We start from the raw sequence: 16,647 nt of genomic DNA on the forward strand, positions 1-16,647 counted from the left end.
TGGTGAGTATTATTTTAAAGTTAAGGATGACAGAAATTGGATAATAATGTAATTATACACACACATCAAATTGTTGAACAAGGTAATGACACGGATCGTTTCGACACGACAACGAAAGGTGTTTGGAAGCAAAAGCAAGCGGAATTTATTCGCTACGTCGAAACAGTGGAACAAAATCGTGTGAATGTTACTGTTAAAGTTGAAGATAATGGTGTTAAAATTATACGTAAAGGTGACATTAATATGCGTCTTCATTTTGTTGAAGGTGAAGATACGATTACATTTTATGAGTTACCAACTGGACGCATTCCATTAACAGTGCATACGAAGAGTATTATTACTTTTCAAGAGGCACACGGCGGTCAAGTTAAAGTGAACTATGACCTATATCAAGAGAATGAAATCATGGGTAGCTATCAATACGAAATTAAATATAAGGAGATATAACTATGAATTTAATCGATCAAGTTAAACAAACGTTGATAGAAGAGATTAAAGCGAGTATTCAAAAAGCTGAATTAGCATCAGATATTCCAGAAATTAAAGTTGAAATTCCTAAAGATACGAAAAATGGTGACTATGCTACGAACATTGCGATGGTCTTAACGAAGATTGCAAAGCGTAATCCACGCGAGATTGCCCAAGCAATCGTAGATAACCTTGATACGTCAAAAGCGAACGTTAAAGATGTTGATATTGCGGGACCTGGTTTTATTAACTTCTATATGGATAACCAATATCTCACTCAAATCATACCTGAAGCGCTTGAAAAAGGGGACGACTTCGGTCATGTTGAAACACCTAAGAATCATTCTATCTTATTAGAATATGTTTCAGCGAACCCAACAGGTGATCTACACATTGGTCATGCGCGTAATGCTGCAGTAGGTGACACGTTAGCTAACGTGTTAATTGCGGCTGGTTATGACGTAACACGTGAATATTATATCAATGATGCTGGTAATCAAATTACGAATTTAGCTCGCTCTATCGAAGCGCGTTTCTATAAAAGTTTAGGCGAAGATAAAGCGCTACCTGAAGATGGCTACCATGGTAAAGATATTGTTGAAATTGGTAAGGATCTTGCCGAAAAGCGCCCTGAGATCAAAGATTTATCTGAAGATGAACGTCTTAAAACGTTTAGACAACTTGGTGTTGAATATGAAATGCATAAGCTTAAGCAAGATTTAGCCGACTTCAACACACACTTTGATTCATGGTTTAGTGAGACGTCACTTTATGAAAAGGACGATATTACTCAAGTATTCAATAAAATGAAAGAACTTGGTTATACGTACGAAGAAGATGGTGCGACATGGTTAAGAACTTCAGACTTTAAAGATGATAAAGACCGTGTATTAATTAAGAAAGATGGCAATTATACGTACTTCCTTCCAGATATTGCCTATCACTATGACAAGATCGAAAGAGGTAATGATACGTTAATCGACTTATTCGGTGCGGATCATCACGGTTATATTAATCGCTTAAAAGCTTCTATGGAAACATTCGGTGTCGATAGTGATCGTTTAGAAATTCAAATTATGCAACTTGTTCGTTTAATGAAAGATGGCGAAGAAGTTAAGATGAGTAAACGTACAGGCAATGCGATTACGCTTAGAGAAATTATGGACGAAGTTGGTATCGACGCTGCACGTTATTTCTTAGCAATGCGTAGTGCGGATACACACTTTGATTTCGATATGCAGTTAGCGAAGGAACAATCACAAGATAACCCAGTTTACTATGCACAATACGGTCATGCGCGTATTTGTTCAATCTTAAAGCAAGCTAAAGAAAAGGACATTACACCTTCAAGTGATGTAGACTTTAGCCTTATTACGAATGAAAAAGCGATCGATTTACTGAAAAAAGTAGCTGAGTTTGAACCGATGATTGAAGGTGCTGCAGAAATGCGTGCGCCTCATCGTGTCGCGAACTACATTCAAGATTTAGCTTCTCATTTCCATAAATTTTATAATGCTGAGAAGGTTCTAACTGACGATCTAGAAAAAACGAAAGCACATGTTGCTTTAGTTGAAGCGGTTCGAATTACGTTACGTAATGCATTACATTTAATGGGTGTTACAGCGCCAGAAACAATGTAATACACGAAATCGAGCGCTTTGTTAACAAAGTAACTTAAGATTTAAGCGTAAGGACGGAACACAGTTATGTAAATGGCTTGTTTCGTCCTTCTTTTTTATGAGGTGTTTGAGGTATAATATGAGATAAATTCACAGGTTAATTTGAAAGTACTTTTAAAGAGGGGATAAGTATGAAACTAAAAGCATTCTACGTCATCATCATGATCATATGCATCACTTTGGCAGGGTGTAGCGAGTCAAATGAAAAGGGCAACGACAACGCGACAGCGCATCAACAACGCATTATCTCACTAATGCCAAGTAATACTGAAATCTTGTATGAATTAGGACTCGACAAACAAATTGTAGGGGTTTCATCAGCAGACGACTATCCGAAAGACGTCAAACAAAAAAAGCAATTTGATGCGTTTAATTTGGACAAAGAAGCTTTATTAAAGGCAAAGCCGGACTTAATTTTAGCGCATGAATCACAAAGAGGTACGAGTTCTAAAGTACTTGATGCGCTAGATAAAAAAGGGGTTAAAGTCGTTTACATCAAAGATGCGACATCGATCAACGAGATGTATGATACGTTCTCAGACATTGGTCGTCTCACGCATAAAGAAAAAGCGGCGAACCAACTTATTGACGAAACAAAGCGTAACATTAAGAAAGTCATTCAATCCGTGCCAAAGGATGAAAAGCGCAAAAACGTATTTATCGAAGTATCATCTAAACCTGATATCTATACGGCAGGGCATCAAACATTTTTCGACGATATGCTACAAAAGTTGAATGCTAAAAATAGTTTCCACGATAAAAAAGGTTGGGTTAAAACGGATAAGGAAGCGATTATTAAACGTAATCCTGACATTATCATTAATACATCAGGCAGCTCTAATCAAGCCTTTCAAAAGTTAATCAATAGTCGCAGTGGTTTCGACAAAGTTGAAGCGGTTAAGAACAAGGAAATTAAATCAATTAATGGCGATGAAATTTCAAGACCGGGTCCACGTATTGATGATGGCTTGAAAACATTACGTGACGCTATCTACAAACAAAGTAAATAAAGTCGTAATGATATTAATCGGGCTTGTGGCAAAGTTGATTGTCATAAGTCCTTTTTATTTTTACAATAGATATAACGACGATAATTGATAAAGGATTTACATTTATGCGATTTAAAACATTTATATTATGGGGTGCAATGCTACTCATTCTTATCGGATTAACGCTTTTTTACCAGCTCGGTGACTTACATGAACCGATTTCAAAGACCATTTTATTAGAAGTACGTTTACCTAGATTACTACTTGCGATGTTAAGCGGAATGGGTCTTACCCTTGCAGGACATTTATTTCAATTGATACTTCGAAACCCGCTAGCTGATAGTTTTACACTAGGTTTAGCGAGCGGCGCGACGTTTGGCTCAGGCCTCGCAGTCATTCTAGGGGCGAGTTATATTTTGATATCCTTATTCTCGATTGTATTTAGCTTGCTTAGCCTAGCGTTAGTCTTAAGTATGTCATTACTCATCAGTCGATATCGTCGAACTGAAACATTAATTATAACGGGTGTCATGATCGGCGCCTTGTTTAACGCATTTTTGTATGTACTCATTCAATTTAATCAAAATAAATTAAACAGTTTAATGAATTATATGTTTGGTAGCTTTGGTTCGGCGGAATATAAAGAAGTGTTGTATGTCTGTATCATGCTCATTGTGACGCTTTTCATCGTTGTCATGTTATTACCAAATCTAAAGTTGCTACAAGTCGACACGCTTAAGCAAACATCGCTAGGCATGAAGGTCTCATACATAACGCACGGTACACTATTGATTGCGTCAATTTTATCAAGTGTCATCATTGCACAAGTCGGTATTATCGGATTCATTGGTATGATCGTGCCTCAACTTGTACGATATCTATACCGTGTACCACTCGGCGTTCAAATAGCGCTCAACGTGCTTATAGGTGGCGTTATCATGCTAATAGCCGACTTTATAGGTGGATATGTATTCGGTGATATCAATATCCCAGCAAGCATTATACTATCACTAATCGGTATACCTGTATTATTCTATTTATTACTACAACAAAAGCCCTTGAGATAAAGAAGCGCTTAATTATGATTTATGTCCAGATAAAGAGGTTGATGATGTGAATTTAGAAAATATAAAAGCCGTCATATTTGATTTAGAAGGAACCCTTTTAGATCGTAAAAAATCACGAGAGAAGTTTATTGAAGAACAATATGAACGATTTCATGACTATCTCGTTCACGTTCAAGCTAAAGACTTTAAAAACTACTTCATTGAGTTAGATGACGATGAAGACCATGATAAACCCGAATTATATAAAGAAATGTTACGACGTTTTAATGTAGACCGATTAACTTGGAAAGACTTATTTAACGATTTTGAAATGCACTTTTACCGTTACGTCTTCCCGTACTATGATACAGCATATACGCTCGACAAACTGAGAAAGCATCATTATTTCACAGGTGTCATTGCTAATGGTAAACGTCAGATTAAACATTATCGTTTATATGCTTTAGGTATTGAAGACTATATCAATTATTTATCAACCTCAGAAGTTGTAGGTTACCGTAAACCACATCCGAAAATTTTTGAGGACATTCTTGATAAATTAGATGTAGCACCTGATGAAGTGATGTATGTAGGTGATGACCCACTAAATGATGTTGCACCAGCACGCGCAATGGGAATGGTAAGTGTGTGGTTTGATGACGAAGAGTCAGAAATAGAACCGTTACCAGAAGAAATGGATTTTAGAATTACAACGCTTGAAGAATTACTCGATATACTATCAATTAAAAGAGAAGGTGATCGAAATGGATCTTTATAGAACACAAGATAATACAGCTCTAAAAATTAAATCTATGGGCGAAGGTAAACCAATCGTATTCATTCATTCAATTTTTTCAAATTCAACAGTATTTGATGAGTTAGCGTATCGATTATCATATCGTTATCAAGTGATTCAAATTGATTTAAGAGGTCATGGCTTTTCAGATAAACCAATGAAAATCGATTTCCATGACTACGCAGATGATATTATTCAAATCATGGATAGTCTTTATATTAATCAAACTACAATCATTGCGCATGAATTGGGTAGTTTTATGGCTGTAGAGCTAGCGACGAAATATCCAGATCGTATTAAGGATTTAGTACTTATTAATCCGACTGATACGCATGATATCCTGCCACAAGAGCGCTTATTTAGAAAATATGCTGAGAAAATACGTACTTGGGATACAACGGAACAAACAAAGTTCTTAGAAAAACATTTATACTATGCGAGACGCAAAGTAAGAAAGTTCATGAAATCAGTTAGCGATTCTGCAACGCTTTTAACAGATTATGAAAGACAAGCTGTTGAGCATTCATTCTTAAATCATCATAATTCAGAGTATTATGCTAAAGTACAGGCCCCAACGTTAATCATTTCTGGTAAATACAATGAACGTATTTCAAGTGTGGACTCACAAAAAGTTAAAGATTTAATGCCAAATGCGTCGATGGAGATCTTCAATAAATCAGGTGTATTTCCATTTGTTGAGGAGAAAGATCGCTTCTTTAAAATTGTTCGTAAATTCATTCAAAACAATTCGTAACTTTTAGATTTGTAATTTATATGTAATATTTCTGTTATTTCAGTAATATTTATTGTATAATGAAACTATAGAAAGATTACAGATAATTTCGTTAGGAGAGAGTACTTATGAAAAAGCTAATTGGCGCAGTTATGGTAACTGGATTAATGATGACAGGTATGAACTATGGTACTGCTGAAGCAAGTTCAAATGACTTAAGTACAATCGAACAGTTAGATAAAGGCACTCAAACACTAGAAGACGTTAAATTAGGTGAACCTATTCAAAACGTAATTAAACAATATGGCACACCTGTTTATTCATATCAACCAAACGGTAAGAAACATTTCTATGAATTTAACACTAAAGAAGGCTTATTAATCGTGACAGCTGACGGTGTTAAGAATAAAGGTAACGTACAAGCAATCTCAATGAGCTATAACAATATGGATGGTGCTACGATCGACCAAGTTACAGAGGAACTAGGGCCACTTGCTTTTAAACAAGAGTTCTTTAATAACCAAACAGGTAACTTTGGCTACGTTAAAAAAGGTAACATGAACTTACAATTCACAACACCTTCACCTGATGATAAAGAGTTAAAGTTATACAGAATTGATATTAGTAAGTAATTCTAATTTGATACGTCATTACCTTAAGAGAGTAGGACACGTAGATGTCTTACTCTTTTGTGCTTAAAAGCGTTATTTAGCATACAAGGTTTAAATTTAAGAAGTAACCGATTTAGGTTGACTTAATAGCTAAATCAGGAGGCTATCTCCTGGCAATCTTAATTTTGAGCAAGGAAGTCTCACTTATTTCTTCGTTCAACTTATGTATTAAATTCGAGTTGAACATCATACATAGGTCGTGCGCCTAAATAGTCGTTTGTAAAGGAGGTAGGGTATGCGACCAAATGATAAAGTCCTTTTAGAAAATGTAGAAGATTATTTAAATCATAAAGAATATGCACCAAATCTCATAGATGATGTTAAAACTCAACTTAAAAAGGACTTTAAACGTTCCGAACGCCATGATGTTGATTATATTGATTATCGTAAGCAAACCGTTGCTGAAATCATTGTGAACATTACGCGTAACCTAAACGTTCTACAGTTTAGTCATATTGCATATCTCATATTTAATTTAATTCTCATCTCGTATGTTTATGATAAGCATCTCGTGTTGTTCGGCGCGACAAACGGTTTAACATTGATATACATATTCCTGATTTTTCCGTTATCGACAATGGTGTATTATCGTATATTAATTAAAAATTATTTATATCGGAATCGCTTAGAAGCCCAAATCGGTACTGCGCTCTCCGTATTAGCAATCGTCATCATCGCTTTAAGTGCTTTTAATATCAATTTAGGTGTCTTTACCGTTACGCCGTTCTTTCACCAAGCCCTATTTGTACTTGGTTTGATCATGACACTCGTGAGTTTGTATCGCATTCGTTTGGAGTACGCTTGTATCGGCTTGCTCCTTTGTCAAAAGACACTTGATATATTTATTCACAATCAATTCTTAGCACAACTTGCATCTCTAATTATCTGGATTTTACTACTCGTAATTATCATTTACTATACAATTCAATTATCTAGAAGGCATCGATAAGCCTTAAAAGACGTTAGCAATCACTCTAAAAAGGGTAAAACAAAATACCCCTAAGACTGCATTGCTAACTTTTTTATTATCTTGAAATTAATTTGGCTTCATATCAATTCGACTTTTATAATATATGCACATCACTTATGACACTTTTTATTATTTCCTTATTTTAACATTTTATATATTATAAAAATTATACGTGATTAAAAAATTAATTTTCGAGCTTAAGGCCGACATTCCAAGGGTAAATTTGGAATGTAAAAGGAGGTGCCATGATGAATAAGATGACTACGAGTGATCAACACTCAATTGCTTTTGAATCAACTGGCAAAGGTATACCTCTAATCATGATACATGATCTAGGTGGTAATATGGCAGCTATGAATGACACGAAACAACAGCTTAGCAAATACTTCCAAGTTATAACGTATGACGTTAGGGGCCATGGAAAATCTTCAAAACCACGTGATTATGATTTCCAAGATCATGTTCGAGACTTAAAAGAATTAATGGATCAATTAGATATAAAAACAGCTCATATTATTGGTCATGACATGGGTGGATTAATTGGTTTAGAATTTGCGAACCAATATAGTAATCAGGTGATTACACTAACATTAATTTCGAGCAAGATTAACGAGCAGGTTGAAAGTTTCTGCAAATTGATTAGTCAGCATAGAGAGGAAATCGCAGGATTTAGTAAATTAGAAGCAAAAATAATTCTTTTTCCATATATATATAAGAATTTAGAAAAAACAAAAACTTGGTACCAAGAACAAAAAATTTATTTTCAACAAAGAGAAGATGATAATGCGATTGCGATGAGAGCATTGCTTAACTACAAGCCTAACTTCGAAGCATTATCTACGGTTCCAATTTTTATGATTAATGGTAGGCATGACCCTTATATAGGTGATCATAACTTTGATAATCTCAAAACGTTATTACCTAATGCAAGATGTCAGACGTTTGAACTATCAGGACATGCGCCACATATTGAAGAACAAGACAACTTCATAAATGTGTATAAGAATTTCACAAGTATCTTAGCATAGAAAAGACGCAAAAAGGGAGATACGACGTCATGTCTTATCTCCCTTATTTATCTATTATTTCATTTCAGTTTCTTTAATGCTTTTATTAATGCGTCCAAGTAACTCATCAATTTTTTCGCGTTGTTTTTTGTTAACTAAAATTAAAACTGTACGTTCATCTTGCTCGTTACGACGTTTATCGAAATAACCGTCAGCTGAAAGATTTTTAACAGCTTTAACTACTTGAGGTTGTTTGTAGTTTAAGTGATTAATAATATCTTTTAAGTAATACTCTTCATCATTACGTTCACTAATATGTGTTAATACAGCAAATTCCTCAAAACTAATAGAATAATCTTTCTTGATAACGCTTTTTAAGCGATCTGCATACGTTACCATGGCCAATAATTCGAAACAATCATTGATTTTTTTAATAGCCATTTATGCTCCTCCTTGTTATCCCCATACATTAATATTTCAAAATTTAAAATTTGAATTCGTAACTTTAAAGCAATACGATAACACTTTTATCAAGTAAAAGCGCCATCAATAATTGGATATGATTTTATTTGAGAGAAATATATTAACATCACAATTATTTTCTTAAGTATAACTAAATAATTTTGGAATGTAAACTAAAAAGTGTTATAAAAACAAAATAATGTTAAACAAAATTGTTTATATGAACAAAACCACAATATGGATTTAATTATGTTATAAAACAGGAATTTGTATGTACGTTTAATCAATTCCAAAATTTCGTATAACCTTTAAATATAGTGGCTTTATTACACTAAAGCTAAGCTAAATGAATACATATCACGAGGTTAAGCTTTTATAGGGTGAAGTGCTCCATATAGCGCTTTAATTATAATATGACGTTTTGTTCTTGTCTATACATGATTGTTGATTTTAAAATGATATTAATGAATTGAAATATTATAGAAAAGTTGTGTAAAATAACACTATTCATAAATAGCAATAAATTAGTACACGATTTAAAAAATAAAAAAACCCCCTAAAAATGAATTAAAATCGGGGGTTAAAGGATATTTTATAATTAAAATCGTTATGTTTTAATGATGTCTAATCACTATAAAATAGCTAAAATAAGTTCTTTTATTTTACAATTAAGTTACAATTGTAAAAAAGATATAGTAATTCAAAATTTTAGTATATTTTTCAATTAGTAAATAATGGAAATAACGAAGTTATTTGCTGGGCTAAATTGCAGATTTAGAATTAGAGAACGCGAATTATATTTATTATTTATAATGAATTTCGCAACTAATTATCTAAAAAGAGTAGTAATGTGCGTAATAGTGTTTGTTTTAAGTTTATTTGTGTATAAATATTAAAGTTTTGTAAAAATTGATGAAAAGTCAATTAAATCATGATAAGGTAATACATAGTTCAAAATAGATGTATTAAAACAACTTTCCACATAGAAATTCTTAAAAATATATAATAGTAATTTTGTTGAGTGTTGAAATGTTTAATGGACGAATATAATTAGATTGAGTGGTGGAATTGATTGACGAATATGAAGATTATACGAGTCCTAGACGATGAGAAATTTTTTATTGGTGCAGGACGTTCATCACGTTTACAACAACTACAATTTGTCGAAGTACTAAGTTCAAATCGTTCTAGTAAAAATTTAGGACAGATCATTGAAATTTTTGATCAATATGCAATATGTAAGAGAATTGGAGAAGAGAAGGTTTATTTTGGGGACACTGTGGTTCCTAGAACCGTTGATTATCAAGCTGTAAATATATAAAATTCTTGTATAATTGTAGATATTGAAGGGTTAATGTCGTTAGACGTAACTCTTTTTACATATAAATAGATAGAATAAGTAGTAAATGATCGTTAAACATACTTAAGCGCGTATCAAAAGTCACTAAAGACTTTTGATACGCGCTTTTTAATAATTAGAATAAAACATGAATGTTTTTGTCTACGATTTGAGCTGAAGAAACTTGTGTAGGTTTACCACTCTTAGGTTCTAAAATGTTCAATTGAATAAAAGCTTCCATTGCGCTTTTCGCTTGTTCTTTAGTGACAGTAGCGTTAAGTTTTGTTATTTGGAACTTAACAGGTTTTTCTAATTGATTCTTGAAGATGAATTCTAAAGTTTGTGACATAGGGTTACCTCCTTTATAAAATAGTTTCAGATTTGATGACTTCGACTTGATCATACTTTTCTTGAGTTAGATCTGAAATGATTGCTACGAATGCTTTAATATCTTCGTTTGTAGCTTTAGTGCTAAGGTTCGCGAAACGACGTTGTGCTTTTGATGTTTTACCATCTTCAGTAACGGTAAATTGAGTGAGGACTAATGTTAATGATTTGATATTGTTCATGTTTTAACCTCCTTTCACGTTATATATCGTTGAAAGCGTCAAAAAAGTGCAAAGCCATCTATATCTTTTTGTTTTGAAGTTTTCATCACATCGATTATGATTAATAAGAATGGTAAAGAAAGGGATGAATGGTTTGAAGCAACTAGAACCTATCCGTAAGCAAGAAGATATTTTAAAAATGTATGAAGTTCTGAAGCGCATATCAACTAGAGATTACTTGTTCTTTAAATTTGCGATACATACAGGATTAAAGCTTACGCATCTATTAAACTTAACTGTAGCTGATATATTAGATTCAAATGATGAGGTAGTGCCAGAATGGTACGAATCACATGCATCACATATTCGTATTCAATTACCTCAAACGTTAAGACATGAACTTAAAGCGTTTGTTGAGGATCATCACATGACAGAAGCGTCATTGCTATTTCAATCCAAACGTACAAAGAAAGGACTTTCGAGACAACAGGCATACCGAATCATTTCTAAACCAGCAAAAGAGCTCGGCCTAGAACGTGTAGGCATCACGACTTTGCGTAAAACTTTCGCTTATCATGCTTATAAATCAGGTATATCTATTGCCATTATCCAAAAATATTTAGGACATCAGACACCTAATGAAACAATTAAGTTTATATGTATTAATCCATTTAAAAAGACCACGACAATTGCTTTAAATTTATAATAAAAGACCAAAGCACTCGGATACAGAGGCCTTGGTCTTTTTAGATATGTTTTGATATGCACTCTAATAGTGAACTTTAAGCGTTCATGCACTCAGTAGTCTTAAATGCCTTTTAAAAGAGGGGGGTTATCGCTTAAGTAACCATGTTTCTAAATGTGTGGTAGAGGAATGCGTTCCGTCTAAATCAGGTACAGCTTTTAGTTTCATAAAATTTAACTTTTGAAGCATGTTCTGAGCTGAGTAATTATTGTCTTTAATACGAACAACTAAGGTTTGGTAGCCAATTCGAAAGGCTTCGTGAATTAATAGATTTAAGGCATCATAACCGATACCCATACCTTTGTAGATATGTTCTAAAAATATTTGAAGTTCACTCAGATCGGGATTATTGCTATTAACGTAAGGTTCGATACACATATAGCCTACTTGAACGTTATCCAATAGAATCATAAACACAGGCGTTTGTTGATTATGGGATAAGAACCATTTTGTTCGATGGTCAATCGAAACTTGTCGTTTAGCGTTCCGAACAATATCGTGCTTAATCGCTTGGTTATAAACTTTAGTCATATAAGGTAAGTCAGAAATTTGCGCACGTCTAATCGTTATCATAAGCCTTTACCTTTCTATGTTTAATACGTTTATATCAAAAAATTATTCGATAAGGCATGATGACATATTTTATTAAAAGTGTCAAATTACCATAAATTTACAAATGTATAATACATTGCAAAACAATTTATTGTCAACCATATAATACTAAAACAAATTGTTGGAATGTGCGTAGCTAATTTAAGCTGGTAGCCATCCCAATTTCCATTTGATCTTGAAAAAGTAAAACGAACGATACGAATTGAGGAAAGTATGACTTCCCCCGCTAGTGTCCCTATTAAATAATGATAGATGATAAACATGACTAATTGAAAATCTTGATAAACATTATATTTAAATGATTGGTAGATCACTATTATTAATAAAATAGTAATACTTAAAGGTACAAGTTTTCGGGATGTAATGACTAAATAATATATAAATATACATAAAAAAGAAATTATATAAACTACGCTATAGTCTTTTATAGCTAAGAATATGCCGAGTATAAGCATCATAGACGGCATGATATAACCGCCAAGTGTTGTAATGACTTGAGTAAGAACATTAGAGGAGGTCGTGACAGCATATCCTTGGCGAGAAGTTAGTCGTCGCTCCTTCGGTCTTACCACGACAACAAGGTCCTTCGGCTTACCAAATGTTATTGAATTCATTAAGACATGCCCAAACTCATGTATGAGAACAGGGATAAAGTTGAGTATGATTTCGATTAAACTGAAAATTCGATGTCCTCGGTAATAATGTATAGCGATATAACCGATTATTATCAGAGTTATCAAGTATGGATTTAATATGATTTTTATAGTTTGTAGATTTTCTAATGTCATAGGCAACCCTCTTTAAAATAATAGCTCAATTATAGTTTAAATATAACGTTTATGAAAGCGACTTCAGATGTATTTAAGCACCAGTTAATACTGACATTTCTTTACAATATTTTAACTAAAATTCTAAATTAATATGTGAAAACGCTTAAATCTCTGTTAGTTTTTATTTAATCAGATATACAATCATGTGTGATTTAAATAGGGTTGAATACTTGTTGCCATGCGTTTAATTGTGCTTAAGATAAAAATTTTAGAGTAATTGATGTAAACGTGTTGTTAATATTATAAATATATTGTAAAGTTAGTATGTTGTAATTTAATGTTTATGATTTCTAGATTAAAATCAATCATTATTTATAACTTATTTTGTAAATAAGCTTGATTATATGACGAAGACTTGCGAAGATAAAGGTGAAGGATTTAAAGAATTCTTTGAACGTCACTCAGGATTGTCGGTGTTCTAAAGTAAGGCTATTTAAAAAGCAAGTCGTTTTATGGACTTCACCTATCAAATATCTAACTTTTAGAATGTGTGGGAATTATCATTCAATAGTTTCAAAGTGCTCATGCAAGGGTAATCATGAGTTAAATGATAATATTTCTAAATGTTATTAACTTTATTTCAGCTTATGTTATGTGTTTGATGTGGGAGTCAAACGTTGGGAGATAACATAGCGAAATCGATGGGTTTTTATTAATTCGGGAATAAACTCACTATTATGAACTACAGTTATTACAAATTGATATTCTATCTTAGCATGGTACAAATGGGGTCCCATGCTTTTTGGTGTGTTTTTTTGAATTTTCAAATATCAATGTAATGGTGGTGAGTATCATTTTGGTAAAGAGTCAAAACTTAAACAATGTATTGATACGTTCTATTAACTTTGTATGGGGTCAAAATCATGTAAGTGCAAATGATATCGTAGTGATGATGACGTATCGAGACGACTTAATGCCTATAATCGAAGCATTTAATAAACGTCGTTTCAACATTACCGTTATCACAGATCCAGCTTACTTCTCACAACTAGAACGTTATGAGCATGTGACATGCATTCCTATTTCTCAGTCCTATTTAATTAAACAAGTTCATGCGTGTTCTAAAGCCAAAGTTATCTTCGTAGACACTTACTACGAACTCATAGGCGCGATTGATAAGAAGAAGGGACAAACAGTCATTCAAACTTGGCATGAAGTTGGCGCGCTTAAAGATTTTGGTAAAGACCATCACAAACTTGATAAGCGTGATCGACATCAAATGAAGCAATATGAGAAGGTTTATCATGCAACTGATAAATATTTAGTTGGCGGTTGTAAGATGGGGATATGTTTCGCTAACGCATTTGATGCAACATATAGCCATATTCTAGATTTCGGTCTCCCCCGAACAGTTAAATATTATGAAGAAGATGCATCTGAGCGACAAAAGGAACTTAAGTCACAATTAGGTATTACAAATCAAGTAGCCGTTTATCTACCGACTGAGCGTCCACATAAACAAACCAACCAAATCAATTTATCACACTTTGAAAGCCAACTTCCCGATTACACGCTGATTTATCCTGATCAAACAGAAGCAACAAGCGCTTTAAGTCAATACGAACTAATCCAGTTGGCAGATTTAATTATTACAGACTATGATTCTGTAGCGATAGAAGCAAGTATTATTGATAAACCTGTATTATTCTATGTTTATGATGAAAAGGAATATGAGAAAGAGCATGGACTTAACGTATTCTATTATCACGACATCCCTGATGACTATAAAGTGACGTCTGAAGAAGCATTATTAGCGCGTATTAAAAAAGGCAATATTAAACCGTTATTTAAAGAATGGCACCGATACAATACTAAGGAAAGCTTAAATCAGTTAGTTAATTACACTGAGAAGTTGGTGAAAGTATGAAAATTTCAGTAATCTTACCCATATATAATTCGTTTAAATCCATCGCTTCAGCTATTCATTCTGTAGATACCAAGCACGACGTCGAAATTATTTGTGTGAATGATGGCTCTACAGACCAATCGATTCAACTCTTGCATCAGCTTGCTAAAAACGATGCACGTCTCAAAATCTTCTCAACAGAACATAGAGGCATATCTGCTGCACGTAACTATGGGTTATCCCAAATGACTGGGGATATGTTTATGTTCTTACGTCCTGAAGATCGATTTTTCGAAGGGCAAATCGATAAGATGGTAGAGATTATGGAAGCAGATCAAGATGTCGATATTGTTATTGGGCAAGTCGGACGCCAAGAAGCGACACGAGAGTGGGAATTCATAGATGAACATGATGTGATTCGTAAAAACGATGTTGTGACGCTATCAACTTGCAAAGACATCATGCAATCGATGGGACCAGGCGCAAAACTATATCGCGCTCATCTTGCTTCTGCCAAGTTTGATGAAGATATCTCGTTTACGGATGACCACGGTTTTACCATTCGCACTTATGTTAAAGCGCGTAAAATACGTTTATACGACCAGATGGTTTACGGTTCTAACATTCGTTTGTGTTCGAATATTACAACCGAACAAGCGAAGTTATTTGATATTTATATGAAAGATATCATGCGTTCCAGACAACGTATTATGACACTTCTAGGCGAGCGTAACTTATGTGAATATTATAGCTATCGCTTGGATGACATGATTGTAGGGCACATCATTGATGTCAGATTGAAATACGACCCAATGATTACACTTGAAATTCTAGATCGTATCATTGAATATATCCAGGAGATGCAAGCATTCTCGTACAGTGCAGATGCGCTTTATCACATTATTGATATCACTGAGAATGAGAGTATGGATTGGACCAAATCTAACTATGAGAAATGGCATTCTGCTTTAATGAACGTTGGTATTAAGCGTAAATCTTGGTTCAATTTCTAAAGCTTCTCAATTTCCGAAAAGACACTTAAGTTGGTTTAAGCGTTTCGTTAAAGATTTAATTCATTACCATAAAGATAAACCATCATTAATATACACAAAAACCACGAACTTTGGACGCTTCATTAAATCCTAGTTCGTGGTTTATTTAATATTAAATGTCTACAAATGACACACTCGCTATTTTAGCGATGACATCTATTTACGCACACGCTTGAAAAGCCATTTTAATATAACGGCTAAAACGATTATAATACCTGTTCCTAAAGCAATTGTTAGAATTGGGTGTGACTCCCATAAACTTAAAACACGTGTCTTAGATGCCTTAATAATTGGTTGTTCAAGTTTAACTGTAGGTGGGCCGTATGCATCTGAAATAAAAGTACGCTCGTAATCGATATGTAGACGATCGTCTTCGATGACATATTTAACATCCTTTTTAGTCATGTTAACAGGAAGAATGTCATAAAAATCTTGAGATACATAATATTTTTTGTCGTTAATCGTATGAACGCCTTCTGAGAAGATTTTAATGCGTTTGTATTGATTGAAGGCATTGTTCATTAAGCTATTACCGATTTTATTACGTTCTTTTTCGCCGCCTAGATATTCATAATCGCCAGCACCAAGAATAATTTGATAAATACGTAAGCCGTCACGTTTCGTTGTAATAGCGTGGTTATAATCAGCTACATCGCTTGAACCTGTTTTAAGTCCATCCGTTCCTTCTAAACTCATGTTACCCCCTTCAAGAGAGTGGTTATATGTGTAGTACGTTACACCGTGTTGAGTAGGTGCGACTTGTTTCGTAAAATCAATAATTTTAGGTGTATCTGATACGGCTCTTTGTGCGAGTATTGCATAGTCTTTCGCCGTTGTTGTCGCATATTCTTCAT

General features: G+C 33.7%; 19 protein-coding genes. 13 read left to right on the plus strand and 6 right to left on the minus strand.

Annotated features, from left to right (window positions below):
• The first annotated feature begins 36 nt into the window (after window positions 1-36).
• The 9 genes from A33S_RS0110105 to A33S_RS0110145 all read left to right on the plus strand — a co-directional run bounded on the left by A33S_RS0110105 (window position 37) and on the right by A33S_RS0110145 (window position 8,380).
• Window positions 37-447 carry a YwiB family protein gene (locus A33S_RS0110105; RefSeq protein WP_009384641.1) on the plus strand — a complete coding sequence of 137 codons (411 nt, stop codon included), beginning with the start codon at window positions 37-39 and terminating at the stop codon, window positions 445-447.
• Between the two features lie 2 nt (window positions 448-449).
• Window positions 450-2,108, plus strand: coding sequence for an arginine--tRNA ligase (gene argS / locus A33S_RS0110110; protein ID WP_009384640.1), 1,659 nt, complete (start codon window positions 450-452; stop codon window positions 2,106-2,108).
• Window positions 2,109-2,278: 170 nt separating this feature from the next.
• Entirely contained in the window at window positions 2,279-3,157 is an 879-nt protein-coding gene (locus tag A33S_RS0110115) for an ABC transporter substrate-binding protein (protein WP_009384638.1), read from the plus strand.
• A gap of 104 nt (window positions 3,158-3,261) precedes the next feature.
• The gene (locus tag A33S_RS0110120; RefSeq protein ID WP_009384636.1) at window positions 3,262-4,203 is read left to right on the plus strand and encodes a FecCD family ABC transporter permease; all 942 of its coding nucleotides are present in this window, start codon (window positions 3,262-3,264) and stop codon (window positions 4,201-4,203) included.
• Window positions 4,204-4,249: 46 nt separating this feature from the next.
• Complete coding sequence (locus A33S_RS0110125) at window positions 4,250-4,960, plus strand: HAD family hydrolase (protein ID WP_009384635.1); 711 nt, start codon at window positions 4,250-4,252, stop codon at window positions 4,958-4,960.
• The gene (locus A33S_RS0110130; RefSeq protein ID WP_009384634.1) at window positions 4,947-5,732 is read left to right on the plus strand and encodes an alpha/beta fold hydrolase; all 786 of its coding nucleotides are present in this window, start codon (window positions 4,947-4,949) and stop codon (window positions 5,730-5,732) included. The genes A33S_RS0110125 and A33S_RS0110130 overlap by 14 nt, the downstream gene beginning before the upstream one ends.
• A gap of 107 nt (window positions 5,733-5,839) precedes the next feature.
• Window positions 5,840-6,343 carry an SA0570 family protein gene (locus A33S_RS0110135; protein WP_009384633.1) on the plus strand — a complete coding sequence of 168 codons (504 nt, stop codon included), beginning with the start codon at window positions 5,840-5,842 and terminating at the stop codon, window positions 6,341-6,343.
• A gap of 274 nt (window positions 6,344-6,617) precedes the next feature.
• On the plus strand, window positions 6,618-7,331 hold the full coding sequence (locus A33S_RS0110140; RefSeq protein ID WP_009384632.1) for a hypothetical protein: 714 nt from the start codon (window positions 6,618-6,620) through the stop codon (window positions 7,329-7,331).
• Window positions 7,332-7,600: 269 nt separating this feature from the next.
• Entirely contained in the window at window positions 7,601-8,380 is a 780-nt protein-coding gene (locus tag A33S_RS0110145; protein WP_009384630.1) for an alpha/beta fold hydrolase, read from the plus strand.
• A gap of 54 nt (window positions 8,381-8,434) precedes the next feature.
• On the opposite strand, the gene sarA is transcribed toward A33S_RS0110145, so the two are convergent.
• Window positions 8,435-8,800: a global transcriptional regulator SarA gene (gene sarA / locus A33S_RS0110150; RefSeq protein WP_009384629.1), complete on the minus strand. Its 366-nt coding sequence runs from the start codon at window positions 8,798-8,800 to the stop codon at window positions 8,435-8,437.
• Between the two features lie 1,102 nt (window positions 8,801-9,902).
• Between sarA and A33S_RS0110155 the strand changes: the two genes are divergently transcribed.
• Window positions 9,903-10,142 (plus strand): hypothetical protein, encoded by a 240-nt coding sequence (locus A33S_RS0110155; protein ID WP_392450057.1) that lies wholly within the window; start codon window positions 9,903-9,905, stop codon window positions 10,140-10,142.
• A gap of 154 nt (window positions 10,143-10,296) precedes the next feature.
• Here A33S_RS0110155 and A33S_RS0110160 read toward each other — a convergent pair whose 3' ends face one another.
• Window positions 10,297-10,509, minus strand: a complete 213-nt coding sequence (locus A33S_RS0110160) for a DUF2922 domain-containing protein (RefSeq protein ID WP_009384627.1) — start codon at window positions 10,507-10,509, stop codon at window positions 10,297-10,299.
• 13 nt (window positions 10,510-10,522) lie between these two features.
• Complete coding sequence (sroA, locus tag A33S_RS0110165) at window positions 10,523-10,729, minus strand: sigS mRNA-stabilizing protein SroA (RefSeq protein WP_009384626.1); 207 nt, start codon at window positions 10,727-10,729, stop codon at window positions 10,523-10,525.
• 133 nt (window positions 10,730-10,862) lie between these two features.
• Here sroA and A33S_RS0110170 point away from each other — a divergent pair, with 133 nt between their 5' ends.
• The gene (locus A33S_RS0110170; protein WP_026049006.1) at window positions 10,863-11,414 is read left to right on the plus strand and encodes a tyrosine-type recombinase/integrase; all 552 of its coding nucleotides are present in this window, start codon (window positions 10,863-10,865) and stop codon (window positions 11,412-11,414) included.
• A gap of 126 nt (window positions 11,415-11,540) precedes the next feature.
• Here A33S_RS0110170 and A33S_RS0110175 read toward each other — a convergent pair whose 3' ends face one another.
• Window positions 11,541-12,026, minus strand: a complete 486-nt coding sequence (locus tag A33S_RS0110175; protein WP_009384624.1) for a GNAT family N-acetyltransferase — start codon at window positions 12,024-12,026, stop codon at window positions 11,541-11,543.
• Between the two features lie 86 nt (window positions 12,027-12,112).
• Entirely contained in the window at window positions 12,113-12,853 is a 741-nt protein-coding gene (locus A33S_RS0110180; RefSeq protein ID WP_017176819.1) for a M50 family metallopeptidase, read from the minus strand.
• A gap of 838 nt (window positions 12,854-13,691) precedes the next feature.
• Between A33S_RS0110180 and A33S_RS0110185 the strand changes: the two genes are divergently transcribed.
• On the plus strand, window positions 13,692-14,762 hold the full coding sequence (locus A33S_RS0110185; protein ID WP_009384622.1) for a CDP-glycerol glycerophosphotransferase family protein: 1,071 nt from the start codon (window positions 13,692-13,694) through the stop codon (window positions 14,760-14,762).
• Window positions 14,759-15,754, plus strand: a complete 996-nt coding sequence (locus tag A33S_RS11870; protein WP_017176820.1) for a glycosyltransferase family 2 protein — start codon at window positions 14,759-14,761, stop codon at window positions 15,752-15,754. The genes A33S_RS0110185 and A33S_RS11870 overlap by 4 nt, the downstream gene beginning before the upstream one ends.
• 195 nt (window positions 15,755-15,949) lie before the next feature.
• Here the strand turns inward: A33S_RS11870 and A33S_RS11875 are convergent.
• The coding region (locus A33S_RS11875) for a DUF1958 domain-containing protein (RefSeq protein WP_009384620.1) at window positions 15,950-16,647 on the minus strand (698 nt) is incomplete at its 5' end.

It is taken from the genome of Staphylococcus massiliensis CCUG 55927 (assembly GCF_000298075.1).
Lineage (GTDB): Bacteria > Bacillota > Bacilli > Staphylococcales > Staphylococcaceae > Staphylococcus > Staphylococcus massiliensis.